Annotated in this window: 22 protein-coding genes; 7 read left to right on the top strand and 15 right to left on the bottom strand. The window is 70.8% G+C overall.

Annotated elements, in window-relative coordinates:
* Positions 1-108 precede the first annotated feature (108 nt).
* The 6 genes from fbaA to ACTVZO_RS20445 all read right to left on the bottom strand — a co-directional run bounded on the left by fbaA (position 109) and on the right by ACTVZO_RS20445 (position 6122).
* The gene (gene fbaA / locus ACTVZO_RS20420) at positions 109-1131 is read right to left on the bottom strand and encodes a class II fructose-bisphosphate aldolase (protein ID WP_443299761.1); all 1023 of its coding nucleotides are present in this window, start codon (positions 1129-1131) and stop codon (positions 109-111) included.
* A 254-nt stretch (positions 1132-1385) separates the two neighbouring features.
* Positions 1386-1925 carry an orotate phosphoribosyltransferase gene (gene pyrE / locus ACTVZO_RS20425; RefSeq protein WP_362295002.1) on the bottom strand — a complete coding sequence of 180 codons (540 nt, stop codon included), beginning with the start codon at positions 1923-1925 and terminating at the stop codon, positions 1386-1388.
* A gap of 21 nt (positions 1926-1946) precedes the next feature.
* Positions 1947-2735 carry an aldose epimerase family protein gene (locus ACTVZO_RS20430; RefSeq protein WP_443299762.1) on the bottom strand — a complete coding sequence of 263 codons (789 nt, stop codon included), beginning with the start codon at positions 2733-2735 and terminating at the stop codon, positions 1947-1949.
* Between the two features lie 31 nt (positions 2736-2766).
* On the bottom strand, positions 2767-3699 hold the full coding sequence (locus ACTVZO_RS20435; RefSeq protein ID WP_443299763.1) for an SRPBCC domain-containing protein: 933 nt from the start codon (positions 3697-3699) through the stop codon (positions 2767-2769).
* Between the two features lie 33 nt (positions 3700-3732).
* Entirely contained in the window at positions 3733-5376 is a 1644-nt protein-coding gene (locus ACTVZO_RS20440) for a polyamine aminopropyltransferase (protein ID WP_443299764.1), read from the bottom strand.
* Between the two features lie 197 nt (positions 5377-5573).
* A complete protein-coding gene (locus tag ACTVZO_RS20445; RefSeq protein WP_443299765.1) occupies positions 5574-6122 on the bottom strand; it encodes a DUF2617 family protein in 549 nt (182 codons plus the stop codon).
* Between the two features lie 305 nt (positions 6123-6427).
* On the opposite strand from ACTVZO_RS20445, the gene ACTVZO_RS20450 reads away from it, so the two are divergent.
* The 3 genes from ACTVZO_RS20450 to ACTVZO_RS20460 all read left to right on the top strand — a co-directional run bounded on the left by ACTVZO_RS20450 (position 6428) and on the right by ACTVZO_RS20460 (position 9349).
* A complete protein-coding gene (locus ACTVZO_RS20450; RefSeq protein WP_443299766.1) occupies positions 6428-6763 on the top strand; it encodes a hypothetical protein in 336 nt (111 codons plus the stop codon).
* A gap of 66 nt (positions 6764-6829) precedes the next feature.
* Positions 6830-8020, top strand: a complete 1191-nt coding sequence (locus tag ACTVZO_RS20455) for a pyridoxal phosphate-dependent aminotransferase (RefSeq protein WP_443299767.1) — start codon at positions 6830-6832, stop codon at positions 8018-8020.
* 138 nt (positions 8021-8158) lie between these two features.
* Positions 8159-9349 (top strand): glycosyltransferase family 39 protein, encoded by a 1191-nt coding sequence (locus ACTVZO_RS20460; protein WP_443299768.1) that lies wholly within the window; start codon positions 8159-8161, stop codon positions 9347-9349.
* A gap of 9 nt (positions 9350-9358) precedes the next feature.
* On the opposite strand, the gene ACTVZO_RS20465 is transcribed toward ACTVZO_RS20460, so the two are convergent.
* Together ACTVZO_RS20465 and clpB are read right to left on the bottom strand one after the other, a co-directional pair.
* A complete protein-coding gene (locus tag ACTVZO_RS20465; protein ID WP_443299769.1) occupies positions 9359-9898 on the bottom strand; it encodes a YbjN domain-containing protein in 540 nt (179 codons plus the stop codon).
* A gap of 113 nt (positions 9899-10011) precedes the next feature.
* On the bottom strand, positions 10012-12612 hold the full coding sequence (gene clpB, locus ACTVZO_RS20470) for an ATP-dependent chaperone ClpB (protein WP_443299770.1): 2601 nt from the start codon (positions 12610-12612) through the stop codon (positions 10012-10014).
* A 137-nt stretch (positions 12613-12749) separates the two neighbouring features.
* On the opposite strand from clpB, the gene ACTVZO_RS20475 reads away from it, so the two are divergent.
* Positions 12750-13154, top strand: coding sequence for a pyridoxamine 5'-phosphate oxidase family protein (locus ACTVZO_RS20475; protein WP_443299771.1), 405 nt, complete (start codon positions 12750-12752; stop codon positions 13152-13154).
* A gap of 152 nt (positions 13155-13306) precedes the next feature.
* Here the strand turns inward: ACTVZO_RS20475 and ACTVZO_RS20480 are convergent, their stop codons facing one another.
* Together ACTVZO_RS20480 and ACTVZO_RS20485 are read right to left on the bottom strand one after the other, a co-directional pair.
* A complete protein-coding gene (locus tag ACTVZO_RS20480; RefSeq protein WP_030026718.1) occupies positions 13307-13621 on the bottom strand; it encodes a hypothetical protein in 315 nt (104 codons plus the stop codon).
* A complete protein-coding gene (locus ACTVZO_RS20485) occupies positions 13621-13863 on the bottom strand; it encodes a hypothetical protein (RefSeq protein ID WP_443299772.1) in 243 nt (80 codons plus the stop codon). Before ACTVZO_RS20485 ends, ACTVZO_RS20480 begins: the two co-directional genes overlap by 1 nt.
* An 84-nt stretch (positions 13864-13947) precedes the next feature.
* Between ACTVZO_RS20485 and ACTVZO_RS20490 the strand changes: the two genes are divergently transcribed.
* Positions 13948-14970 (top strand): helix-turn-helix transcriptional regulator, encoded by a 1023-nt coding sequence (locus ACTVZO_RS20490; RefSeq protein ID WP_443299773.1) that lies wholly within the window; start codon positions 13948-13950, stop codon positions 14968-14970.
* 97 nt (positions 14971-15067) lie between these two features.
* On the opposite strand, the gene ACTVZO_RS20495 is transcribed toward ACTVZO_RS20490, so the two are convergent.
* The 4 genes from ACTVZO_RS20495 to dnaK are packed head-to-tail and all read right to left on the bottom strand — an operon-like array spanning position 15068 to position 19262.
* Positions 15068-15532 (bottom strand): heat shock protein transcriptional repressor HspR, encoded by a 465-nt coding sequence (locus tag ACTVZO_RS20495; RefSeq protein ID WP_443299774.1) that lies wholly within the window; start codon positions 15530-15532, stop codon positions 15068-15070.
* 2 nt (positions 15533-15534) lie between these two features.
* Positions 15535-16716, bottom strand: coding sequence for a molecular chaperone DnaJ (gene dnaJ / locus ACTVZO_RS20500; protein WP_443299775.1), 1182 nt, complete (start codon positions 16714-16716; stop codon positions 15535-15537).
* A 39-nt stretch (positions 16717-16755) separates the two neighbouring features.
* Positions 16756-17403, bottom strand: coding sequence for a nucleotide exchange factor GrpE (gene grpE / locus ACTVZO_RS20505; protein ID WP_443299776.1), 648 nt, complete (start codon positions 17401-17403; stop codon positions 16756-16758).
* Positions 17403-19262 carry a molecular chaperone DnaK gene (gene dnaK, locus ACTVZO_RS20510; protein WP_443299777.1) on the bottom strand — a complete coding sequence of 620 codons (1860 nt, stop codon included), beginning with the start codon at positions 19260-19262 and terminating at the stop codon, positions 17403-17405. The genes grpE and dnaK overlap by 1 nt, the downstream gene beginning before the upstream one ends.
* Before the next feature lie 243 nt (positions 19263-19505).
* On the opposite strand from dnaK, the gene ACTVZO_RS20515 reads away from it, so the two are divergent.
* Both ACTVZO_RS20515 and ACTVZO_RS20520 read left to right on the top strand, forming a co-directional pair.
* Positions 19506-20042 carry a sugar transferase gene (locus ACTVZO_RS20515; protein ID WP_443299778.1) on the top strand — a complete coding sequence of 179 codons (537 nt, stop codon included), beginning with the start codon at positions 19506-19508 and terminating at the stop codon, positions 20040-20042.
* Positions 20043-20152: 110 nt separating this feature from the next.
* Positions 20153-22444, top strand: coding sequence for a heterodisulfide reductase-related iron-sulfur binding cluster (locus ACTVZO_RS20520; RefSeq protein ID WP_443299779.1), 2292 nt, complete (start codon positions 20153-20155; stop codon positions 22442-22444).
* Between the two features lie 93 nt (positions 22445-22537).
* Here ACTVZO_RS20520 and ACTVZO_RS20525 read toward each other — a convergent pair whose 3' ends face one another.
* Positions 22538-23518: a hypothetical protein gene (locus ACTVZO_RS20525; protein WP_443299780.1), complete on the bottom strand. Its 981-nt coding sequence runs from the start codon at positions 23516-23518 to the stop codon at positions 22538-22540.
* Positions 23519-23654 lie beyond the last annotated feature (136 nt).

Here is a 23654-nt window from a genome sequence, read left to right on the forward strand (position 1 = left end):
AACGCCGAAGGGCCCGGCCCGCCGTCGTCGGACGGCGGGCCGGGCCCTTCGGTGGGAACGGCGTGAACGTACGCGCGCGAGCGCTCACTTCGGCGTGCGCGCGAGCGCCTACTTCAGCCGGGTGCCCGTGGAGCGCAGGTTGGCGCAGGCCTCGGTGACGCGCGCGGCCATGCCGGCCTCCGCGGCCTTGCCCCAGGTGCGGGGGTCGTACTTGGACTTGGTGCCGACCTCGCCGTCGACCTTCAGCACACCCGCGTAGTTGCTGAACATGTGGTCCACGACGGGGCGGGTGAACGCGTACTGGGTGTCGGTGTCGAGGTTCATCTTCACGACGCCGTTCTCCAGCGCGGTGGCGATCTCCTCGGCCGTGGAGCCCGAGCCACCGTGGAAGACGAAGTCGAACGGCGAGGCCTGGCCGTACTTCTCGCCGACGCCGGCCTGGAGGTCCTTGAGGAGCTCGGGGCGCAGGACGACGTTGCCCGGCTTGTAGACGCCGTGCACGTTGCCGAAGGAGGCGGCCAGCAGGTAGCGGCCCTTCTCGCCCAGGCCCAGGGCCTCGGCGGTACGGATCGCGTCGTCGACGGTGGTGTACAGCTCGTCGTTGATCTCGTGGCTGACACCGTCCTCCTCGCCACCGGTCGGGGTGATCTCGACCTCGAGGATGATCTTCGCGGCGGCGGCCTTGGCGAGCAGCTCCTGGCCGATGGCCAGGTTGTCGGCCAGGGTCTCGGCGGAGCCGTCCCACATGTGCGACTGGAACAGCGGGTTCAGGCCCTTGGCGACGCGCTCGGCGGAGATGTCGAGCAGCGGACGGACGTAGCCGTCCAGCTTGTCCTTGGGGCAGTGGTCCGTGTGCAGCGCGACCGTGATGTCGTACTTGGCGGCGACGATGTGCGCGAACTCGGCCAGGGCGACGGCGCCGGTGACCATGTCCTTGTTGTGCTGGCCACCCAGGAACTCCGCACCACCGGTGGAGATCTGGATGATGCCGTCGCTCTCGGCCTCCGCGAAGCCGCGCAGCGCAGCGTGCAGGGTCTGGGACGAGGTCACATTGATGGCCGGGTAGGCGAACTTGCCTGCCTTCGCCCGGTCGAGCATCTCGTTGTAGACCTCGGGGGTTGCGATGGGCATCTGTCCGCTCCTTGGATGTGCGGGGAGTGTGCTTATTGCGGGCCCTGACCTGGGGGCGACGTCATCGTCGCACCCATCTTTCCAGACTCCGCCCGACACTCCACCCCCGCTGTCGGCCAGTACGGCCGGAAGCCGCCGGGATGTTTCACGTGAAACATCCCGGCCGCCAGAAAAGCAGCAGGTCAGGACATGATCCAGGACGTACGGGGACCTTCGGCCCCAGTTGTCCGGGTGCGGTGTCCGGACTCCGGTGGCTAGGACAGGCCCAGGTCCTCGAGGCGGTAGCCGGTGAGGTAGGGGAGCCCCGCCTCGGCGATGGCCCCGGCCGCACCGCGGTCGACGATCGTGGCGACGGCGACGACCTCGCCGCCGGCCTCGCGGACCGCTTCGACGGCGGTCAGCGGGGACCCGCCGGTGGTGGAGGTGTCCTCGACGACCAGGCAGCGCTTGCCCTTGACGTCGGTGCCCTCGATGCGGCGCTGCATGCCGTGCGCCTTCTGGGCCTTGCGGACGACGAAGGCGTCCAGCCGCCCGCCGCGCGCGGCGGAGGCGTGCAGCATCGAGGTCGCGACCGGGTCGGCGCCCAGGGTGAGGCCGCCGACGCAGTCGAAGTCGAGGTCGGCGGTGAGGTCGAGCATGACCTGACCGACCAGCGGGGCCGCCTCGCCGTCGAGGGTGATCCGGCGGAGGTCGATGTAGTAGTCGGCCTCCCGGCCGGAGGAGAGGATCACCTTGCCGTGCACGACGGCCTTGTCCTTGATCTGCTGCAGAAGCTCATCGCGTACGTCGCTCATGCCCCTGAGCTTAATTCGGCTCTACGGGAGCCGCCGCCACGTCCACGTGGTGGAGACCTCGAGCGGGTCGACGGGGGTGACCAGGCGCGGGAGGCTGTTCAGCCCGTTCGGCGGGCCCGACTGCGGCTCGACGCAGACGGCCTCGGCCTCCTCGTCGTAGACGACCACCCATTCCTCGCGGCTGGTGACCTTGAGCTCCAGCGCGCCGGGCCACGTGAGGGTGACGTCCACGCCGTGCGGCATGCCGAAGCAGTCGTCCCACGGACCGGGCTTCGGGTCGATGCGGTGGCCGGTGGGGAGGTGGTCGTCGCCGCGCTCCTCCTGCCAGTCGGGTGCGAAGTCGAGCCGCACGTCCTCGCCGCCGGTGCCGAGGTTGCGCCGGAACCAGGGGTGCCAGCCCGCCTGGGCCGGGAAGGAGTCGCCGTACGTCTCGACGCCCATGGAGAGCGTCAGCCCGTCGGGGGTCAGCTCGAAGCCCTGGGTGACCCGGCCGGGCCACGGCCACGGGTCGGCGAGGTCGAAGACGAAGGCCGCCTCGGTGTCCGTGAGCCTGCCTCGCCGCCAGGCGGTGTCGCGGCCGAAGCCGTGGATGGCGTGCGGGGGGTGGTTGAGCGGCAGTTGGTGGACGGCCCCGCCGTCACGGAACCGCCCGTTCGCGGTGCGGCCGCACCAGGGGACCATCGGGAAGGCCCCGAAGTGCGGGCCCTGGCGGAGCAGCTCGGTCCCGTCGACGCGCAGGCTGCTGATCCGGCAGCCGTTCTCCTGGTCGATGGTCAGCTCGGCGCCGCCGGCGCTCAGTTGCGTACTCATGCGGTCGACCCTAATGCGGCTGGCGCGCCGTTCAGCGTCGGCGGCGCAGAGCGCGGCCGATGACGACGGCCGAGGCCAGGGCGAGGACGGCGGCGGGGGCGAGCCAGCGCAGGCTGTCACCCGCGGTGGTGGCGGCGGGCGCGGGGACGGGGGCGTACCGGCCGCGCGGGGGCGCGTGGTCCACCTCCTCGGCGCTGCGGCCGATCATGGTGCGGCGGGCGTGGGCGGCCTCGGCCGGGGGCCGCGGGAGATCGCCGAGGTCGTCGAGGTCGTCGAACCCGCCGGCCAGGAAGGGGTCCAGGGAGGGCGGCGGTACGTCGGTGTCGAAGACCGAGGCGGTGACCTCGGTGATGTCCTCGTCCTCGGATCCCGCGGACCCGGCGCCTTCGTCCTCCTCGGCGTCCGCCACGGGATCGCTCACCTCGGGCCCGACGGACTCCCCGGACGAGGCGGACGAGCCGGATGAGGCGGACGAGCCGGACGAGCCGGACGCGCCGGACTCTGCGGGCCCTTCGGATCCCGCCGGCTCGCCGCGCGCCGCCTCCGCGAGGCGCTCGGCGGTCTGGTCCAGCAGCCGCCGCACGGCGGTCGCGGTGGCCTCGGGCCCGAATGCGGCGGCACGGCCGTCCGCGGTGGCCCCGGCGGTGAAGTCGAGCCGGGTCCGGTGGTCCCCCTCCGGGGTGATCCGCAGCGCGAGGGCGAGCTTCACCGTCCCGCTGCCCCGGACCTCCGTGCCCTCGCCGTCGACGGCGAAGTGGTCTCGGTCCCGTTCGGCGACGGAGAAGGCGCCCCGGTAGGTCACGGTGTGCCCGCCGACCCGGATCTTCAGCCGTCCGGAGAGCGGTCCGGACGCGGAATCGGCGTCCTGCTGGAGCCCCGGCACGCACCGGGCCGTCCGGACGGGGTCGCGCAGCACGGCGCGGAGACTGTCTGCCGGTACCGGAACGAACGTCTGATGCTCCATGCGGTCGAGCCTACCGACGAGGACCGCACCGGGTCACGAATACCGCGGGTGCGGCAGGGTCGACGGCGGAAGTCCCGTCATCCGGGTGCGCTCGGCGTCGCGCGCCGCGTCCTGGAGCGAGCGCGTCGACAGCGAGCGCAGCGCCGGCGTGTCGCGGTCCACCTTCAGCGGGGGCGCCTGTTCGCGGGAGGCCAGTACGAAGCCCCAGTCCTGCGGGGGCGCGCCGCTGCCGCCGAGGGGGGTGCGGTCGGGTCCGGCGGCGAAGCCGGAGAGGCGGCCGCCCGCGCTGTACGGGGAGGTCCGCAGTCCGGCCGCGCGCAGGGTGGACTCGACGGTCCAGTAGCTGCGCGGGCGCGTGGCCATCGGTCCGGCGTGCACGGCGATCCGGCCCCCGGGCCGCAGGGCCCGCGCGGCCAGCCCGTAGAACTCTTGCGAGTACAGCTTCGTGCTCGGGGTGATCCCGGGGTCGGGGAGGTCGGAGACGATCACGTCGAAGCGGCCCCGGGCGGCCGGTCCGCGCAGCCAGCGGAAGGCGTCCTGCGTGACGACGCCGAGCCGCGGGTCCTCGTACACGCCGGCGTTGAGCGCGGAGAGCATCGGGTCGGTGCGGGCGAGCCGGACCACGCCGGGGTCGAGTTCGACGACGGTGACGGAGGCGACGTCGCGGTAGCGGAGCACCTCGCGGGCGGCGAGCCCGTCACCGCCGCCGAGGACCAGGACCCGGGTGTGCGCGCCGGTCATGGCGGGGTGGACGAGGGCCTCGTGGTAGCGGTACTCGTCGTAGCCGCTGACCCGCAGCCGACCGTCGAGGTACAGGTCGAGTGAGCGCGGGGAGCCGGTCGACGGCCCGGTGAGCACCAGTTCCTGCACCCCTGTCTGGACGGCGACCCGCACCTCCTCGCCGTAGACGGCGCCGCGGGCGACCCGCTCGAAGTCGTCGGCGAGGACGGTCGCGCAGCCGAGCACGGACAGGACCGTCACGTTGGCGGCGACCAGCGTCCAGCGGGCGCGCCGGCTCAGGTCGCGGCGGAACAGCCAGAGCACGAGCCCGCCGCCGACGACCGCGTTGACCGTGCCGGTGAGCATGGCGCCGGTGAGCTGGCCGAGCACCGGCAGCAGCAGGAAGGGGAAGGCCAGGCCGCCGACCAGGGCGCCCACGTAGTCGGCGGCGAACAGGTCGGCGACGGCCCCGCCCGCGTCCTGTCTGCGGATGCGCTGGATGAGGGCCATCAGGAGCGGGATCTCCGCGCCGATGAGGACGCCGATCGCGAAGGAGAAGGCGACGAGGGCGGGCCGTGATTCGCCCAGCCAGGCGAAGCTCGCGTACAACGCTATGGCCGAGAGCCCGCCGAGCAGCGCGAGCCCGGCCTCGATGGCGGCGAAGCCGAAGGCGGGCCGGTGCCGCAGCCGCTTGGCGAGCAGGGAGCCGACGCCCATGGCGAAGACCATGACGGACAGCACGACCGACGCCTGGGTGACGGAGTCGCCGATGAGGTAGGAGCCGAGGGCGAGCAGCTCCAGTTCGTATACGAGCCCGCAGGCGGCGCAGACGAACACGGTGGCCAGCACGAGGAGTCGGCCGGTCCGGGGCCGTACGGGCAGGGCGGCCGGGACGGTCCCCGCGCCCCGCGGCTCCGGAGCCGGGAGGACCCGGCGCGGGACGGAACGGTCGATCATGAAGCGAACCGTACGTCACCGCCCACTCGCATCCGGTCACCCACATGGGTGCAAGTGGCGCACTGATCCGGCCAGTTGGCGTAATCCCGCGGGGCCGGTCGCGCCCCGCGGACCACCGGGCCCCGCGGCCGCCCCGGCGCGCTCCCGGAGGCGGGGCGCAGCGGCCCGCCGTGCCTCGGCGGGCAGGGGGAGACGGTTCAGAGCACCGCGTGCGACTCCAGGGTGGCCACGGCCGAGGCGCCCGCGCGTACGCCGATCCGGGTCCGGGTGGCCACGAGTTGACCTTCCTGCGGGTACGCGTGCCAGGTCCGCCAGCGCACCTGGCCCTCGTAGTGCTGCGCCAGCATGGCGGTGAAGGCGTGCGGACTGCCCGGGAAGGTGCCCGCTAGTCCGTTCGGGTGGTCGGCGACCAGTGCGAGCAGCTCCTGCGCCCGGCCCGCGAAGGAGCCGCGGGACAGGGTTTCGACCCGGGCGGCGAACTCGTACTCCCAGTCGCCCACCCGCTTGGCCACGCCGAGCGGCAGCGGCGTACTGCTGCCGGGCATACAGGCGACCGTCTCCGAACAGAGCACCTCGCCCTCCTCCAGGAGCACCTGATGAGAGGCCCCGAGCAAGCGCAGCTCCACCTTCGCACCCGACAGGTCGAGGTTCAGTACGGCCAGGGCGGGCAGCCGGTCCCGACCCAGGGCCCAGGCGAGATCGGCGGCACGCGTGTCGGTGTAGGTGGTCTGGAGGGTCGTGAGCATGAGTCGGCTCCGCAAACGCGCGAGGGAGATGGGCCGGGGCCCGCCAGCGGTAGTCAACGGGTGGGGGGACACCGGCACGGGTCCACAGGAAGTCCAGGGAGGTCCGAGGACTGGTCTACTCAACCGAGGGAATCATGAAAGGCACGGCACTCACAGCGTTTTTACCCAACTTGACGGGGTTTACATCCCCCCGGGGGCTCCACAGTTCACGTGTTCAACCACACGCGTCCCGCGCGTCGTGGTGCGTCCGCGAAAGCAGAGGGCGCCCGGCGGCAAACGTACCGCCGGGCGCCCTCGTGCGCGCGGTGCCAGCTGCCCCGTGTCAGCTGGAACCGCCGCACCCCCCGCCACCGCCGCAGGAGGACGACGACGATCCGCAGGAGGAGGACGAACCGCAGGAGGACGACGATCCGCTGCTGCCGCCCCCCGCCCACCAGCTGCTGTTGCTGCTGCTCGTACCCGAGCCCGAACCCGAGCCGGATCCGGAGTACCCCTTCTGGAACGAACGGGCCGCCACCGTCGCGATGAAGGCGACGAAGGCGAAGACCATCAAGCCGATCACAATGAAGACGAACACCATGTCCGCCCCCTCTCTCACGCCCCGGTCTTCCCGGGGGACGGGATCCCCGCGTCCCGTGTGAAGGGGGGATGCCCCCAGGCCACGCGGCCCAAAGCACACTTGAGCAACTCCAGAGGTTCCCCCCAGGATGGCGCTCATGAGCGCACCCGTGAGCAGCGACCGCCCCTTCCTCAACCGCCGTCTGGCGGCCTTCGGCACCACGATCTTCGCGGAGATGTCGGCGCTGGCCGCCCGCACCGGGTCGATCAACCTGGGCCAGGGGTTTCCCGACACCGACGGCCCCGCCGCCATCGCCGAGGCGGCCTCCCGCGCGGTCCTCACGGGCCTCGGCAACCAGTACCCGCCCGGCCCCGGCGTCCCCGAGCTGCGCACCGCGATCGCCGCGCACCAGCAGCGCTTCTACGGCCTCGGCTACGACCCCGACACCGAGGTCCTGGTCACGGCCGGTGCCACCGAGGCCATCGCCGCCGCGCTGCTGGCCCTGCTCGAACCGGGCGACGAGGTCATCGCCCTGGAGCCGTACTACGACTCGTACGCGGCCTGCATCGCGATGGCCGGCGCCGTGCGCGTCCCCGTCACCCTGCGCCCGCACGCCGGGGCCTTCGTCCTCGACCTGGACGAACTGCGCGCCGCCGTCACCCCGCGCACCCGCCTGCTCCTGCTGAACACCCCGCACAACCCGACGGGCACGGTCCTGACCCGCGAGGAGCTTTCCGCCGTCGCCGCCCTCGCCGTGGAGCGCGACCTCCTGGTCGTCACGGACGAGGTCTACGAACACCTGGTGTTCGAGGGCGTCCACACGCCCCTGGCCGGGTTCCCGGGCATGCGCGAGCGCACGGTCACCATCTCCTCCGCCGGGAAGACGTTCTCCTTCACGGGCTGGAAGGTCGGCTGGGTGACGGCGCCCCCCGAGCTGGTCACGGCGGTCCGCTCGGCGAAGCAGTTCCTCACCTACGTCTCCTCCGGGCCCTTCCAGTACGCGATCGCCGAGGCCCTCGCCCTGCCCGACGCGTACTACGAGGACTTCCGCGCGGACCTGGCCGCCAAGCGCGACCTCCTCGCCGACGGCCTGGCGGCGGCCGGCTTCGAGGTCTACCGCCCGCAGGGCACCTACTTCGTCACCACCGACATCACCCCGCTCGGCGAGAAGGACGGACTGGCCTTCTGCCGCGCCCTGCCCGAGCGCTGCGGCGTGGTCGCCATCCCGAACCAGGTCTTCTACGACGACAAGTCCGCGGGGGCCACCCAGGTCCGCTGGGCCTTCTGCAAGCGGACCGAAGTCCTCCGTGAAGCCGTGTCCCGCCTGGGCCGTCTCTAGCCCCGGACCGGGGCGTCGTCGTTTGCCAGGTGTGCTTGCGGGGTGAGCGAGGCCGGTGTGAAGCTGACGGCCTGGAACGTGCCCGAAGCTCTCATCATCGGATGAGCGTACTCACGAAGAGCAGGAAAGTCGGGATACATGGCAACGGGCAGAGTCTCGGTGTCCGCGTCGCCCCTGGAGATGCGCGCCGTCAAGGCGGTGCGGGCCGCCGCGCCGGCGACGGTCATCGCGCTCGGGGTGTTCGCCGCCGTACGCGGCGCCGGGGTACTGATCCTCACCCTCGGTTCCTGGTGGGCCGGGAAGGACCCGCTCCGGGTCCTGGGCAGGTCCTGGGACTCCGTCTGGTACCTCGGGATCGCCGCCAACGGCTACGGGCGCACCCAGATGTGGCCGAACCCCACCACCGGCACCGGCTCCATCCAGAGCGACTACGCCTTCTTCCCGCTCTACCCGACCCTGATCAGGCTGGTCGGCTCGGTACTGCCCGGCGGGCTGGTCCCGGCCGGGATCCTCGTCGCCTGGATCTGCGCCGCGGTCGCCGCCGTCGGCGTGTACCGGATCGGCGAACGGGTGATCGGGCCCCGCGCCGGACTGCTGCTCGTCGGACTGTGGGCGGCGCTGCCGCACGCCGTGGTGCTGAGCCTGGCCTACACCGAGGCCCTGCTGGCCGCGCTCGCCGCCTGGGCCCTCTACGCCCTGCTGCGCGAGCGCTGGCTGTGGGCCGCCGGCCTCGCCGTGCTCGCGGGGCTGACCCGGCCGACCGGGCTCGCGGTCGCCGCGGCCGTCTCGGTGACGGCCCTGTGCGCGATCCTCAGCCGCCGGTCCCGGGCGCCCGAGGTGTGGGTGGCCGGGCTGCTGGCCCCCGCGGGCTGGGCGGCGTACGTCGTGGCCGTCGGGGTGCGGGTGCGCGATCCCCTCGGCGGGTACTTCGCGGTGCAGCGGCAGTGGGGCTCGCGCTTCGACTTCGGGGCCGGGGCACTGCGCTCCGCCGAGCGGGTGCTGACCGGCGGGCACGTGCCGCTGGCCACCACCGTGACCGTGGTCCTGCTGGCCGCGGCCGGGCTGCTGGCGATGCTGCTGGTGCTGGACCGCATCCCGCTGCCGCTGCTCGCCTACACGGCGATACTGCTGCTGATCGCGTACGGCGGGGCCGGCTTCTTCGAGTCGAAGCCGCGGTTCCTGCTCCCGGCCTTCCCGCTGCTGCTGCCGGTCGCGGCCGTCATGGCGAGAGCCCGGCCGCGCACCGCGGTCATGGTGACCGCGGGGCTGGCCGGGCTCAGCTACGGCTACGGGCTCTACCTGCTGCTCGTGGCCCGCGTACCGCTCTAGGAGCGGGTCCTAGCCGTTGGTGTCGCCCTCGTCGTCGCCGCCCGTGGAGTCGATCTCCTTCTCCAGGCCAAGCTGCTCGACGAGCCACTTGTCGAACTCGATGGAGGCGCGGACCCAGCTGACCGTGGAGGACACGAAGTGCTCCAGGCTCACGCCGGTGCCGATCAGCATCTGCGCCTCACCGATCAGACGGACCGAGCCGTCGTCGTGGGTGTGGCTGTAGACCTTCGGCCACAGGGTGCGGCGGTTCCAGTCGTCGATCGACTCGAGGAGCTGGGGCTTCTCGTCGATCTTGTGCGGACGGTCGTAGAAGGTCCGCACGGAGAAGACCTGCTGCTCGTCTTCGCCGCGGAACATGAAGTACGTGCGGAACTCCTCCCACGGCGCCGCGAGGTCACCCTCGTCGTCGACGACGTACTTGAGCTCCATCTGCTCCAGCAGCTGCTTGACCAGATCCTGGTCGGGGACGACGGGGCCCGCCGGTCCTGTGGCCTGCGGATCGGGCTGCTGCCCTCCGAAGTTCGGAATCGAGGCCGGGTCGATGCTCACCGTGTACTTCCCTTCGTGCGGATACCTGCATCCTCCCCCATGCCGCCCACCCCGTGTCCAGCCCGACGGCGCTCGATCCGCTCCGGGCGGACACGGGGGTGCGGCGGGGGAGGTCAGAGCGCCTTGCCGACCAGCAGGCCCTCGCCGGCGACGTCGACCCGCACGGTGTCGCCGTCCCTGACCTCGCCCGAGAGGATCTCCTTGGCGAGGCGGTCGCCGATCGCCGTCTGGATCAGCCGGCGCAGCGGCCGGGCCCCGTACGCGGGGTCGTTGCCCTTGTCCGCCAGCCAGGCCAGGGCGGCCGGGGTGACCTCCAGCGTCAGGCGGCGGTCGGCCAGCCGCTTGGCCAGGCGGCCGATCTGGAGCTCGGCGATGTGGGCCAGCTCGTCGCCGGTCAGCGCCGAGAAGACCACCAGGTCGTCGAGACGGTTGAGGAACTCGGGCTTGAAGCTCGCCCGGACCACGTCCAGGACCTGCTGCTTCTTCTGCTCCGCCGAGGTGGCCGGGTCCATCATGCTGTGCTCGATCAAAAGCTGGCTGCCCAGGTTCGAGGTCAGCACCAGGATGGTGTTGCGGAAGTCCACGGTGCGGCCCTGGCCGTCGGTGAGACGACCGTCGTCCAGGACCTGGAGCAGGATGTCGAAGACCTCCGGGTGGGCCTTCTCCACCTCGTCCAGGAGCACCACGGAGTACGGGCGGCGGCGGACGGCCTCGGTGAGCTGGCCGCCCTCCTCGTAGCCCACGTATCCGGGCGGGGCGCCGACCAGGCGGGCCACGGAGTGCTTCTCGCCGTACTCCGACATGTCGATGCGGATCATCGCCCGCTCGTCGTCGAAGAGGAAGTCCGCCAGCGCCTTGGCCAGCTCGGTCTTGCCCACGCCCGTCGGGCCCAGGAAGAGGAACGAGCCGGTCGGCCGGTCCGGGTCGGCGATCCCGGCCCGGGTGCGGCGCACGGCGTCCGAGACGGCCCGTACGGCCTCGCCCTGGCCGATCAGACGGCGGCCCAGCTCGTCCTCCATGCGCAGCAGCTTCTGCGTCTCGCCCTCCAGGAGGCGGCCGGCCGGGATGCCGGTCCAGGCACCCACCACGTCCGCGATGTCGTCGGGGCCGACCTCGTCCTTGACCATGGTGTCCTTCGACGCCTCGGCCTCGGCCTCGGTGGCCTCCGCCAGCTCCCGCTCCACCGTCGGGATCTCCCCGTAGAGCAGCTTGGAGGCGCTGTCGAAGTCCCCGTCGCGCTGGGCGCGCTCGGCCTGCCCGCGCAGGTCGTCCAGGCGCTCCTTGAGCTCACCGACGCGGTTGAGGGACTGCTTCTCCTTCTCCCAGCGCGCCGTCAGCCCGCGCAGCTCCTCCTCGCGGTCGGCGAGGTCCTTGCGGATCTTGTCGAGGCGCTCGAGCGAGGCCGGGTCGGACTCGTTCTTGAGGGCCAGCTCCTCCATGCGCAGCCGGTCCACCGCCCGCTGGAGCTCGTCGATCTCCAGCGGCGAGGAGTCGATCTCCATGCGCAGCCGCGAAGCCGCCTCGTCGACCAGGTCGATGGCCTTGTCCGGCAGGAAGCGGGAGGTGATGTAGCGGTCGGAGAGGGTGGCCGCGGCGACCAGCGCGCTGTCGTTGATCTGCACCTTGTGGTGCGCCTCGTAGCGGCCCTTGAGCCCGCGCAGGATCGCGATCGTGTCCTCGACGGACGGTTCGGCGACCAGCACCTGCTGGAAGCGGCGCTCCAGCGCCGGGTCCTTCTCGATCCGCTCGCGGTACTCGTCCAGCGTCGTCGCGCCGACCATGCGCAGCTCACCGCGGGCCAGCATGGGCTTGAGCATGTTGCCCGCGTCCATCGCCGAGTCCCCGCCGGCGCCCGCGCCGACGACCGTGTGGAGCTCGTCGATGAAGGTGATGATCTGGCCGTCGCTGGACTTGATCTCCGCCAGGACCGTCTTCAGCCGCTCCTCGAACTCACCGCGGTACTTCGCGCCGGCGACCATGGCGCCCAGGTCCAGGGAGACCAGCCGCTTGTTCTTCAGCGACTCCGGCACGTCGCCCTTCACGATGCGCTGCGCCAGCCCCTCCACCACGGCCGTCTTGCCGACGCCCGGCTCGCCGATCAGCACCGGGTTGTTCTTCGTGCGCCGCGACAGCACCTGGACGACGCGGCGGATCTCGTGGTCCCGGCCGATCACCGGGTCGAGCTTGCCCTCGCGGGCGGCAGCCGTGAAATCGGTGCCGAACTTCTCCAGCGCCTTGTACTGACCCTCGGGGTCGGGGGTGGTCACCCGCCGCCCTCCTCGTGCGTTCTGGAAGGCGTCCAGCAGCTTCTTCGCGCTGGCGCCCTGGGCGGAAAGGACCTCACCCGCCGCGCCGCCCTTGGCGGCGAGCGCGATGAGGAGGTGTTCGGTGGAGAGGTAGTCGTCGCCGAGCTTGCCCGCCTCGGCGTCGGCCTCGGCGAGTACGGCGAGCAGCTCACGGGTGGGCTGCGGGGGCGCGACCGTGGACCCGGTGACGCTGGGCAGGGCGGCGAGCAGCCGCTCCGCGCCGTCCCGTACGGCGACCTGGTCGGCGTCGGAGGCGGCGAGGAGGTCGGTGACGTTCTCGTTGTCCTCTCCGGCGAGGAGCGCCAGCAGCAGGTGCGCGGGCGTCAGATCGGCGTGGCCGCCCTTGACGGCCCGGCTGGTGGCCGCGTTCAGCGCGTCCCGGCTCTTGTTGGTCAGCTCGGCATCCACGGGTGATGTGCTCCTCTCTGGGGGGACAGAACCATGACATGAACAACCTATGCAAAGTTGAGTCTATTCCACTCAAGGCGGTCCGCTCAAGGCAGGCGGGCGGTCGCCCGGACGGGCCCGCCCCGTACCCTTCGGCCATGTCCCATGACGTACTCAACCCGACGCCCGAGTACCTCGCCTTCTGGCGGGAGCGGCACGTCTGCACGCTGACCACCCCGCGCCCCGACGGATCGCCCCACGTGGTGCCGGTGGGCGTGACGTACGACCCGGAGGCCGGACTGGCCCGGGTGATCAGCAACAGGCACAGCAGGAAGGTCCGCAACATCCTGGCGGCGGGACCGGGCACCGCCCGGGTCGCGGTCTGCCAGATGGAAGGACGCCGCTGGGCCACCCTCGAGGGGCGCGCGGTGATCCGTACGGACGAGGCGTCGGTCGCCGACGCGGTGGCGCGCTACGCGGAGCGCTACGGGCGGACCCCCTCGCCCAATCCCGACCGGGTGGTCGTGGAGATCACCCTGGAGCGGGCGATGGGCCGGGCCTGACGGCGGCCGGCCCCGGGCGCGGTCCGCAACCAAATCTTGTCCGGCCGACGAGTGGACGCGGACATCACAACGGCGCCATCGTGGTCAGGTCCACGATGGCGCCGTTGTGTGGGGGTAGCACCTGAGCGATCTGCAACGACGGGGGAATCGCTTCAGGCACTGCGGGGGGTGGCGGTGGTGATATCAGGTTCGAAGAGCTGGTGATCGCGCTGGTCGAGGTTGACGAAGACCATTCCGTAGCGCACCTCGCAGCGGACGGGCTGCGGCGCGCCGCGGGGGCGACGCAGGCAGCGGTACGCACGTACGTCCTCGTCCTCCTCGCGCACGATGACGATCGGCTGTCCGAACAGGGTGACCATCAACGAGTCGCCAGGGTGGGGGATGGCCGTGGCGAGGTCGATGAACTGCCAGCCGGAGCGGTAGGCAGAGGCCATTTCGCGGCGGAAGCCGCGGTCGTCGGGGGTCATCAGGAGACCTTCGCCGGCGTGGTGTTCCAGCCGAGATCAGCGGGAGCCGTGTTCCAGCCCAGATCGGTCTTGCCTACCGATTCGACGGGCGTGCTGGTACTGGTACCGGTACCGGTGTCGGCCTGAACGCTTCCCGCGTCGCCGTTGAAGGCGACGACTGCCCCATGGACCGCAACGACGGAGAAAACAACGGCAAGCACCGAGCGAAGCATTCTCTTATACATGGTCGGCTTCGTCCTCACTTGATGGAATCCTCTCCCCCGCGTGACTGACGATGGCTCATTCAGGCACGTCAGTGCCACAGGGACGATGCATCATGTTCTTACATGTTCAGGACCCTGGGGGGTGGAGATTTGCCCAAGAGCGACACAAACCCGACACATCCCCACCCGGTCACAGCCATGTGCCCCGAGGGAGCGCGCCTCTACGCGGCTGCGCTGAGCACCGGCCGCGTCTCCCGCGGCGAGGTGGAGAACGCCCCCTGCCTGCTCGAATTCGCTCTGCTGAGGCCTGACCCCGATGACGCGAACCAGCTGCGCGCGGTTCCCCCGTCCGTCGCCCTCACCCAGCGGCTCCATCCGCTCGAACGTGAGATCCGGGACCGGAGACGCAGCGCCGTAGATCTCGCCGACGCATTCGAGCCGTTCCTGACCATCAGCGCCCAGAGCCCCGCGACCACCCACGCCATCACCGTGCTGGAGGGCTTCGAGCAGATCAACGCGGCCCTCGACCTGGCCACCGCCGAGTGCCACACCGAGGCCCTGACCGTCCAACCGGGCGGAGCCCGGCCCAGCTTCATCCTCACCGAGGCACTGGAGCGCGCCGCGCCGCTGCTCAACCGCGGCGTGAGCATCCGCACGCTCTACCAGCACACGGTACGCCACAGCCAGGGCACGCTCGCCTACGTGGACCGGATCTCCACGGGGAAGGCGGAGATCCGCACACTCGAGGAGCTCATAGAGCGTCTCATGATCTTCGACCGCACGGTGGCCTTCATCCCCGCGAGCGACGACCGGACGGTGGCACTGGAGCTCCGGCACCCGGGACTGGTCGACTACCTCATCAAGGTCTTCGAGCAACTGTGGCGCCGCGCCGTGCCGTTGAGCGAGGAAGTGACGTACACGCACGCACCGGACGGCATCTCGGGCGTACAGCGCACCATCGCCCAGCTGCTCGTCGAGGGGCACGTGGACGAGGCCATCGCACGCCGCCTGGGGATGAACGTACGCACCTGCCGGGCGCACATCGCCAAGCTCGCCGCCTACCTGGGCAGCGGCAGCCGCGCCCAACTCGGCTTCCTCATCGCCCAGTCCGGGATCCTCGACACCCCGGAACACCGGCAGCTCTGACTACCCACTGCCGACCCACACAAACGGAAGGCCCCCGCCCGTTCCCGGGCAGGGGCCTTCCGCATGCGTGCGCTGGCTGAAAACCGCCGCTGCGCCGTCAGTCCATCGGGCGCTTGGGGCGCCAGACGACCAGGGCGCTGCCCGGCTGCGGAGACTGGTACGGAACCAGGTCGCGCCGGTACGAGGCGTGCACCTGGGCCTCGCGGGCCCGGAGCGTGGCCGCCGCGCCGTCGACCGCCGCGGAGAGCTCGGCCACGCGCTGCTGGAGCGCGGCGACCTGGTTCTCCAGCTCGATGATCCGCTTGATGCCCGCCAGGTTGATGCCCTCGTCCTGGGACAGCGCCTGCACCGTGCGGAGCAGTTCGATGTCGCGGGCCGAGTAGCGCCGGCCGCGGCCGGCCGTCCGGTCCGGGGAGACCAGGCCCAGGCGGTCGTACTGGCGGAGGGTCTGCGGATGCAGGCCCGAGAGCTGGGCGGCCACCGAGATCACGTAGACCGGGGTCTCATCGGTGAGCTGGTAGCCCCCGCCCAGGCGGGAGGACTGTCGTCGGCGGCCGTCCATGGTCATGCTCCCTTCGCGGACTCGAACAGCGCGGTACGCGGGTCCTGCGACTCCGTCGCATCGCGGTACATCTCCAGCGCCTCGCGGGCCTTGTCCGACAGCTCGGTCGGGACCGCGACCTCCACCGTCACCAGCAGGTCGCCGCGGGTGCCGTCCTTGCGGACCGCTCCCTTGCCGCGGGCCCGCATGGTGCGGCCGTTGGGGATGCCCGGCGGCAGCTTCAGCGTCACCGAGGGGCCGTTCAGGGTCGGGACCTTGATGTCGGCGCCCAGGGCCGCCTCGGTGAAGGTCACCGGGACGGTCACCGTGAGGTTGTCGCCCTTGCGGCCGAACACCGGGTGGGCATCCACGTGCACGACGACGTACAGGTCACCGGCGGGGCCCCCGCGCTCGCCCGGCGCACCCTTGCCACGCAGCCGGATCCGCTGGCCGTTGGAGACGCCCGCCGGGATCCGGACCTGCATGGTGCGCGAACTGCGGGCGCGCCCGCTGCCCTTGCAGACCTCGCAGGGGGTTTCCGCGATCAGGCCGCGGCCCTTGCAGTCCGCACAGGGGTCGGTCAGCGAGAAGCCGCCGCCGCTGCCCCGCGAGACCTGCCCGGTGCCGACGCAGGTCGGGCACACCCGGGGGGTGCCGTTCTTGTCGCCGGTTCCGGAACAGGCTTTGCAGGGGGCCTGCGAGGACATCCGGAGCGGGACCGTGGCCCCGTCCACCGCCTCCGTGAAGGAGAGGGTGACCTCCGATTCGATGTCCTGGCCGCGGCGCGGCTGGGTGCGGGTGCCCGCACCGGGGCCGGCGCCGCGGTTGAACAGGCCGCCGAAGACGTCGCCCAGGCCACCGCCGAAGCCGCCGGCCTGGCCGCCCTGCTGCTGACCGCCGAAGAGGTCTCCGAGGTCGAAGTTGAACGAGCCGCCGGCCCCGCCCGGTCCCGGGCGGAAGCCGCCGTTGCCGAACAGGGCGCGCGCCTCGTCGTACTCCTTGCGCTTCTTGGCGTCGCCGAGGATGTCGTTCGCCTCGGAGATCTCCTTGAAGCGCTCCTCGGCCGAGGCGTCGCCCTTGTTGGCGTCCGGGTGGAACTCGCGCGCGAGCTTCCGGTACGCCTTCTTGATCTCGGCCTCGGTCGCGTCCTTCGGGACACCGAGGACCTTGTAGTAGTCCTTCTCGACGAAGTCCTTCGTGCTCATCCGCGGTGTCCCTCCTCTCGTACCTCTACTGGTTCAGCTTCAGCCCTTGTCGGGGGCATCCGCGTCCTTGTCCGACGGCGCTTCGCCCTCCGCGGACTCCGACTTGGGGGCCGTGCCCGGCTGGGGCTCGGCCACCGCGACCCGCGCGGGGCGGATCGTACGCTCGCCGATCCGGTACCCCGGCTGCAGGATCGCCACGCAGGTCGTCTCGGTGACGTCCGGCGCGTACGAGTGCATCAGGGCCTCGTGGATCGTCGGGTCGAAGGGCTCGCCCTCCTTGCCGAACTGCTGCAATCCCATCTTCGCCGCGGCGGTCTCCAGCGATTCGGCCACCGACTTGAAGCCGCCGACCAGCTCGCCATGCTCCCGCGCCCGGCCGATGTCGTCCAGGGTCGGGAGCAGTTCCGTCAGGAGGGACGCGACCGCGATCTCCTTGACGGCGATCCGGTCCCGCTCCACCCGGCGGCGGTAGTTCTGGTACTCCGCCTGGAGCCGCTGGAGGTCCGCGGTGCGCTCACCGAGCGCCGTACGGGCCTGGTCCAGCTGTGCGAGCAGCGCCACGTCCTGCGCCGCGTCCCCGGCCGGGGCCGCCTCCTCCTTCGCGGAGTCGGCGGCCTTCGGCTCGTCGGGCGTGCCGTCGGCGGGGACTTCGGGCTTCTCGTCGAAACCCGGGGTCTCCTCCGACATCAGGCAGCGCCACCCTTCGGCTTCTCGTCGTCGACGATCTCGGCGTCGACGACGTCGTCCGCGGCGTCGGTCGCTCCGGCCTGACCGGCGTCACCGGGAGCGGCACCGGCGGCGCCCTGAGCGGCCTGGGCGTCGGCGTAGATCGCCTGGCCGAGCTTCTGGCTGACCGCGGCGAGCTTCTCGGTGGCGGTACGGATCTCGGCCGTGTCCTCGCCCTTGAGGGTCTCCTTCAGCTCGGAGACGGCGGCCTCGACCTCGGTCTTGACCTCGGCCGGGACCTTGTCCTCGTTGTCCTTGACGAACTTCTCCGTCTGGTAGACGAGCTGCTCGCCCTGGTTGCGGGACTCGGCCGCCTCCTTGCGACGGAGGTCCTCGTCCGCGTACTGCTCCGCCTCCCGGCGCATGCGGTCGACCTCGTCCTTGCCGAGCGAGGAGCCGCCGGTGACGGTCATCTTCTGCTCCTTGCCCGTGCCAAGGTCCTTGGCCGTGACGTGCATGATGCCGTTCGCGTCGATGTCGAAGGAGACCTCGATCTGCGGGACGCCACGCGGGGCCGGCGGCAGGCCGGTCAGCTCGAACATGCCGAGCTTCTTGTTGTACGCCGCGATCTCGCGCTCACCCTGGTAGACCTGGATCTGCACGGACGGCTGGTTGTCCTCGGCCGTCGTGAAGATCTCGGACCGCTTGGTCGGGATCGTGGTGTTGCGCTCGATGAGCTTGGTCATGATGCCGCCCTTGGTCTCGATGCCGAGGGACAGCGGGGTCACGTCGAGGAGCAGGACGTCCTTGACCTCACCCTTGAGCACGCCGGCCTGGAGGGTGGCGCCGATGGCGACGACCTCGTCCGGGTTGACGCCCTTGTTGGCGTCCTGACCGCCGGTGAGCTCCTTGACGAGCTCGGCGACGGCCGGCATGCGGGTGGAGCCGCCGACCAGGACCACGTGGTCGATCTCGGACAGCGCGATGCCGGCGTCCTTGATGACGTTGTGGAACGGGGTCTTGCAGCGGTCGAGCAGGTCCGCGGTCAGCTGCTGGAACTGAGCGCGCGTGAGCTTCTCGTCCAGGTGCAGCGGGCCCTCGGCGGAGGCCGTGATGTAGGGCAGGTTGATCGAGGTCTCCGTGGAGGAGGAGAGCTCGATCTTCGCCTTCTCGGCGGCCTCGCGCAGACGCTGGAGCGCCATCTTGTCCTTGGACAGGTCGACGCCGTGGCCGTTGGCGAACTGCTTCACCAGGTAGTCGACGACGCGCTGGTCCCAGTCGTCGCCACCGAGGTGGTTGTCACCGTTGGTGGCCTTGACCTCGACGACGCCGTCGCCGATCTCGAGGAGCGACACGTCGAAGGTGCCGCCACCGAGGTCGAAGACGAGAATGGTCTGGTCGTCCTTGTCGAGACCGTAGGCCAGGGCGGCGGCCGTCGGCTCGTTGACAATACGCAGGACGTTCAGGCCCGCGATCTCGCCGGCCTCCTTCGTCGCCTGACGCTCGGAGTCGTTGAAGTAGGCCGGGACGGTGATGACCGCGTCCGTGACCTTCTCGCCCAGGTACGCCTCGGCGTCGCGCTTCAGCTTCTGCAGGATGAAGGCGCTCATCTGCTGCGGGTTGAAGTCCTTGCCATCCAGGTTGATCTTCCAGTCAGTGCCCATGTGGCGCTTGACGGAGCGGATGGTCCGGTCCACGTTCGTGACCGCCTGGCGCTTGGCCACCTCGCCGACGAGGACCTCGCCGTTCTTGGCGAAGGCGACGACGGACGGCGTGGTCCTGGCGCCCTCGGCGTTGGTGATGACGGTGGGCTCGCCGCCTTCCAGAACGCTGACGACGGAGTTAGTGGTGCCCAGGTCGATGCCGACCGCACGTGCCATTTCAATTCCTCCAGCTGACTTGAGTGCAACAGGCTCAAGGATGCCGTACCGCCGCGCTCGCGTCAACAGAACTGAGTCGGCTCGACTCAACCTTTAGCCCATCCTTACGCGCAACCCTGCGCCACACCGGGGCACGGGGCGGACGCAGCCCCCGGAGCGGCGCCGCAGCCGAACGGGTTCCCCACGCCCCGCCGACCGCGCGCCACCCCGCCCCCGCCGGGAGGCGTCCGGCACGGTGCTGGAATGCCGCTCACACTCACCGCCCCCCGGCCACGGCTCCGGGTGCCCACCGCCCCGCCGGCGAAACGGGTGGTCGACCTGGCCGGCGCCGTGCTCCTGCTCGCCGTGGCGGCCGTACCGCTCGCCCTCGCCGCCGCCCTGCTCTACGTGACCCAGGGCGGCCGGGTCCTCGTACGGGAGCCCGCCGCCGGCCTGGCCGGGCGGCCGTTCCTGGTCCGGCGGCTGCGCACCGACGGCGCGGGCGGCGCCGGCGAGGCCGTCGAGCGGTGCGCCCTCGACGCCCTGCCACAGCTGATCAACGTGCTCCGGGGCGAGATGTCCCTGGTCGGGCCGCGCCCGGAGCCCCGTACCGACCGGCCCGAGCGGCTCCTCGTACGCCCCGGCATGACCGGCCTGTGGCAGGTGAGCGCCCGCTCGGACCTACCGTGGGAGGAGATGCCCCTGCTCGACCTGCATTATGTGGAGAACCACTGGCTCGGGATGGACCTCGCGATCCTGGCGCAGACCCCACGGGCGGCCTACCGACATAGGCAGCCCTGAGCGACACAGATCACCGCACGCTCAGCTACATTGCGGCGTCGGGAATGGGTAACCTCAAGCCTTGACTTCATAAGTTACCGCTTAGTAAGTGCCGCCCGAGGAGCCCTTCCATGCAACTCGCCGCGATCATCGTGTCGCTGGTCCTGACCGTGGTCGGCGTCGCGCTGCTCGCCCGAGCCGTGGCGCAGATCTACCGCTTCGTGAAGCTCGGCCAGCCCGTGCCGGCCGGCAGCCGTACGGACGACCCGAAGGCCCGAACGATCACCCTGGTCCGGGAGTTCCTGGGCCACAGCCGGATGAACCGCTGGGGCATCGTCGGCTTCGCGCACTGGTTCGTCGCCGTCGGCTTCCTGACGCTGCCGCCCACACTGGCGCAGGCCTACGGGCAGCTCTTCCAGGCCGACTGGACGCTGCCGGTCATCGGCGGCTTCCTGCCGTTCGAGATGTACATCGAGTTCATCGGCCTGATGACGGTCGTGGGCATCCTCGTCCTCATCGCGATCCGGCTGCTCAACCTGCCCTCCCGGGCGGGCCGCAAGTCGCGCTTCACCGGCTCGAAGGCCTGGCAGGCGTACTTCGTCGAGTACATCATCCTGACCATCGGCCTCGCCATCCTCGCGCTGCGCGGCCTCGAAGGCGCCATCCACCACGTGGACTCGTACGACGCGGCGTACTTCGTGTCGTACCCGCTCGTGCTGGCCTTCAAGGGGCTCTCGCTCGGCGCCCTGCAGAACGCCATCTACCTCACCGCGATGATCAAGATCGGCACCTCGCTGATCTGGATGATCGTGGTCTCGCTCAACACCAACATGGGTGTCGCCTGGCACCGCTTCCTCGGCTTCCCGAACATCTGGTTCAAGCGGAACGCCGACGGCGCGACCGCGCTCGGCGCCCTCCAGCCGATGACCAGCGGCGGCAAGCAGATCGACTTCGAGGACCCGGGCGAGGACGACGTCTTCGGCGTCTCGCAGGTCGAGCAGTTCTCCTGGAAGGGCATCCTCGACTTCTCCACGTGCACGGAGTGCGGCCGCTGCCAGTCGCAGTGCCCGGCCTGGAACACCGGCAAGCCGCTGTCCCCGAAGCTCCTGATCATGTCGCTGCGCGACCACGCGCACGCCAAGGCCCCGTACCTGCTCGCCGGCGGCGGCAAGGACATGGAGGGCAACGAGAAGGCGACGGCGGAGCAGCTGAAGGACGTCCCGGCCGCCGCCCTCGCGGAGGCCGAGCGCCCGCTGATCGGCACCGCCGAGGAGAACGGCGTCATCGACCCGGACGTGCTGTGGTCCTGCACCACCTGCGGTGCGTGCGTGGAGCAGTGCCCGGTCGACATCGAGCACATCGACCACATCGTCGACATGCGCCGCTACCAGGTGATGATCGAGAGCGCGTTCCCGTCGGAGGCGGGCACGATGCTCAAGAACCTGGAGAAGAAGGGCAACCCCTGGGGCCTGGCGAAGAAGCAGCGCGTCGAGTGGACCAAGGAGGTCGACTTCGAGGTCCCGATCATCGGCAAGGACGCCGAGGACCTCTCGGAGTTCGACTACCTCTACTGGGTCGGCTGCGCCGGCGCCCTGGAGGACCGGGCCAAGAAGACGACGAAGGCCTTCGCGGAGCTGCTGAACATCGCGGGCGTCAAGTTCGCGATCATGGGCGGCGACGAGAAGTGCACCGGTGACTCGCCCCGCCGCCTGGGCAACGAGCCGCTGTTCCAGCAGCTGGGCCAGGAGAACGTGGCCATGCTGAACATGGCGTTCGGCGAGGACGACGAAGACCCGTCGACCCGCAAGCCGAAGTCGGCGAAGCGGATCGTCTCGACCTGCCCGCACTGCTTCAACACCATCGCGAACGAGTACCCGCAGCTGGGCGGCGAGTACGAGGTCATCCACCACACGCAGCTGCTCCAGCACCTGATCGACGAGGGCCGCCTCACGCCGGTGACGCCGGTCGAGGGCCTGATCACGTACCACGACCCGTGCTACCTGGGCCGGCACAACAAGGTCTACACGCCGCCGCGCGAGATCATGTCGGCCGTGCCGGGGCTGCGCCAGCAGGAGATGCACCGCCACAAGGAGCGGGGCTTCTGCTGCGGCGCCGGTGGCGCGCGGATGTGGATGGAGGAGCGGATCGGCAAGCGCATCAACAACGAGCGCGTCGACGAGGCGCTGTCCCTCAACCCGGACATCGTGTCGACCGCCTGCCCGTTCTGCCTCGTCATGCTCACCGACTCGGTGAACGGCAAGAAGAACGACGGCAAGGCGAAGGAGTCCGTGCAGGTCGTCGACGTGGCGCAGCTGCTGCTGGACTCGGTGAAGACGCCGGAGCCGGTCGAGGTCGAGGCGGAGGCGGAGGCGGAGACGGAGGCCGATGTGGCCGCCGAGGCGAAGCCCGAGGAAGCCAAGTAGCAGTACGCGGCGCCCCGCAGCACACAGCGCAACGGCCGGTCCCCCGCGGGGGACCGGCCGTTGCGCTGTGGTGTCACACCCGCTCGGACCTGGTCAGGAGGACCGGCGGCGGAGCATCGCGAAGCCGAGGCCGGCCGCACCCACCGCGGCCATCCCGCCGCCCGCGGCGACCAGCTTCGGCGTGTCGCCCGTAGGCTCGGCGACACCCTCCGCGCCGGCCTGCACGCCGCCCTTGGGCACGACCTTCCCGACGACGGCGGGCTTCGCCTCGCCCTTCTTCGCGTCGTTCTTCGCGTCCTTCTGCACGGTGTACTTCTCGATCAGCTTGCCGTTGAAGTCGTACACCCAGCTGTTCCCGCCGCCCTTGCCGTCGATGACGACGAACTTCACGCGCTTGCCGTCCTGGACGAGCTTGTACGTCCAGCCGTCGTTCTGCGTGCTCGGGTGCTTCAGGTCGATGCTGCCGAGGGCCTTCCCGTTCGGCATCGAGAGGTCGACGCGCTTGCCGTACGGGCCGTCGACCAGCTTGGCCGTGCGGCCGTCGGGCATGGTGATCCGCACCGAGCTCTCCTTCTTCACCTCGGGCTTGACGTGCGGCTTCGGCTTCTCCCCGCCCTCCATCCAGGTGGTCACGGTGCCGTTCGGCTGGAGCACGACGTGCAGCCCGTTGTTCTGGCCGTACGCGGCGGCGCCGCCCTTGCTGACCAGGGTGTCGAGCTTCGTGGAGCCGGAGAAGATGTCCGCCTCGAAGTGGTGCGCGCCGAGCCTGTAGACCTTGGCCACGGAGCCGTCGGCCAGCTTCACGGTGGTGACGTACACCCGGACGCCGGCGGTCGGCTTCGCCGGCGGAGGGGTGGGCTTCGCCGGCTTTGTGGGCTGGGTGGGCTTGACCGACGGGTCGACGGACGGGTCGACGGACGGGTCGACCTGCGGCTGCTCGATGCCGGGCAGCACCTCCGGCTCCGGAACGGCCGGGGAGTCCGCGAAGGCGGACCCGACGGGGAGGGCCAGGACGGCGGCCGCGCCGGTGAGGACGGCGGCGGTACGGAGGGTGGTGCGGCGGGTGCTGCGCATGATGGGTGCTCTTCTCGTGCTCGTACTCGTGCTCTGGCGATTGCTCTGCGAGGCGTCGTCGACGGACACGAAGCTACGGGCCCCATATGTGGGCATTCCGTCGGTAACGTAACGAAGGCCCACAGAATCCGACGCA

It is taken from the genome of Streptomyces sp. IBSNAI002, assembly GCF_052244475.1.
GTDB lineage: Bacteria > Actinomycetota > Actinomycetes > Streptomycetales > Streptomycetaceae > Streptomyces.

Bases quoted from the DNA above. Each gene is read 5' to 3' on its own strand.
- grpE (WP_443299776.1), bottom strand. From the start codon at position 17,403: ATGTCGGAGGAGACCCCGGGTTTCGACGAGAAGCCCGAAGTCCCCGCC.
- dnaJ (WP_443299775.1), bottom strand. From the start codon at position 16,716: ATGAGCACGAAGGACTTCGTCGAGAAGGACTACTACAAGGTCCTCGGT.
- ACTVZO_RS20475 (WP_443299771.1), top strand. From the start codon at position 12,750: ATGTCCCATGACGTACTCAACCCGACGCCCGAGTACCTCGCCTTCTGG.
- ACTVZO_RS20480 (WP_030026718.1), bottom strand. From the start codon at position 13,621: ATGACCCCCGACGACCGCGGCTTCCGCCGCGAAATGGCCTCTGCCTAC.
- dnaK (WP_443299777.1), bottom strand. From the start codon at position 19,262: ATGGCACGTGCGGTCGGCATCGACCTGGGCACCACTAACTCCGTCGTC.
- fbaA (WP_443299761.1), bottom strand. From the start codon at position 1,131: ATGCCCATCGCAACCCCCGAGGTCTACAACGAGATGCTCGACCGGGCG.
- ACTVZO_RS20525 (WP_443299780.1), bottom strand. From the start codon at position 23,518: ATGCGCAGCACCCGCCGCACCACCCTCCGTACCGCCGCCGTCCTCACC.
- ACTVZO_RS20515 (WP_443299778.1), top strand. From the start codon at position 19,506: ATGCCGCTCACACTCACCGCCCCCCGGCCACGGCTCCGGGTGCCCACC.
- ACTVZO_RS20460 (WP_443299768.1), top strand. From the start codon at position 8,159: ATGGCAACGGGCAGAGTCTCGGTGTCCGCGTCGCCCCTGGAGATGCGC.
- ACTVZO_RS20445 (WP_443299765.1), bottom strand. From the start codon at position 6,122: ATGCTCACGACCCTCCAGACCACCTACACCGACACGCGTGCCGCCGAT.
- ACTVZO_RS20495 (WP_443299774.1), bottom strand. From the start codon at position 15,532: ATGGACGGCCGCCGACGACAGTCCTCCCGCCTGGGCGGGGGCTACCAG.
- ACTVZO_RS20440 (WP_443299764.1), bottom strand. From the start codon at position 5,376: ATGATCGACCGTTCCGTCCCGCGCCGGGTCCTCCCGGCTCCGGAGCCG.
- ACTVZO_RS20520 (WP_443299779.1), top strand. From the start codon at position 20,153: ATGCAACTCGCCGCGATCATCGTGTCGCTGGTCCTGACCGTGGTCGGC.
- ACTVZO_RS20435 (WP_443299763.1), bottom strand. From the start codon at position 3,699: ATGGAGCATCAGACGTTCGTTCCGGTACCGGCAGACAGTCTCCGCGCC.
- ACTVZO_RS20455 (WP_443299767.1), top strand. From the start codon at position 6,830: ATGGCGCTCATGAGCGCACCCGTGAGCAGCGACCGCCCCTTCCTCAAC.
- ACTVZO_RS20490 (WP_443299773.1), top strand. From the start codon at position 13,948: ATGTTCAGGACCCTGGGGGGTGGAGATTTGCCCAAGAGCGACACAAAC.
- ACTVZO_RS20430 (WP_443299762.1), bottom strand. From the start codon at position 2,735: ATGAGTACGCAACTGAGCGCCGGCGGCGCCGAGCTGACCATCGACCAG.
- pyrE (WP_362295002.1), bottom strand. From the start codon at position 1,925: ATGAGCGACGTACGCGATGAGCTTCTGCAGCAGATCAAGGACAAGGCC.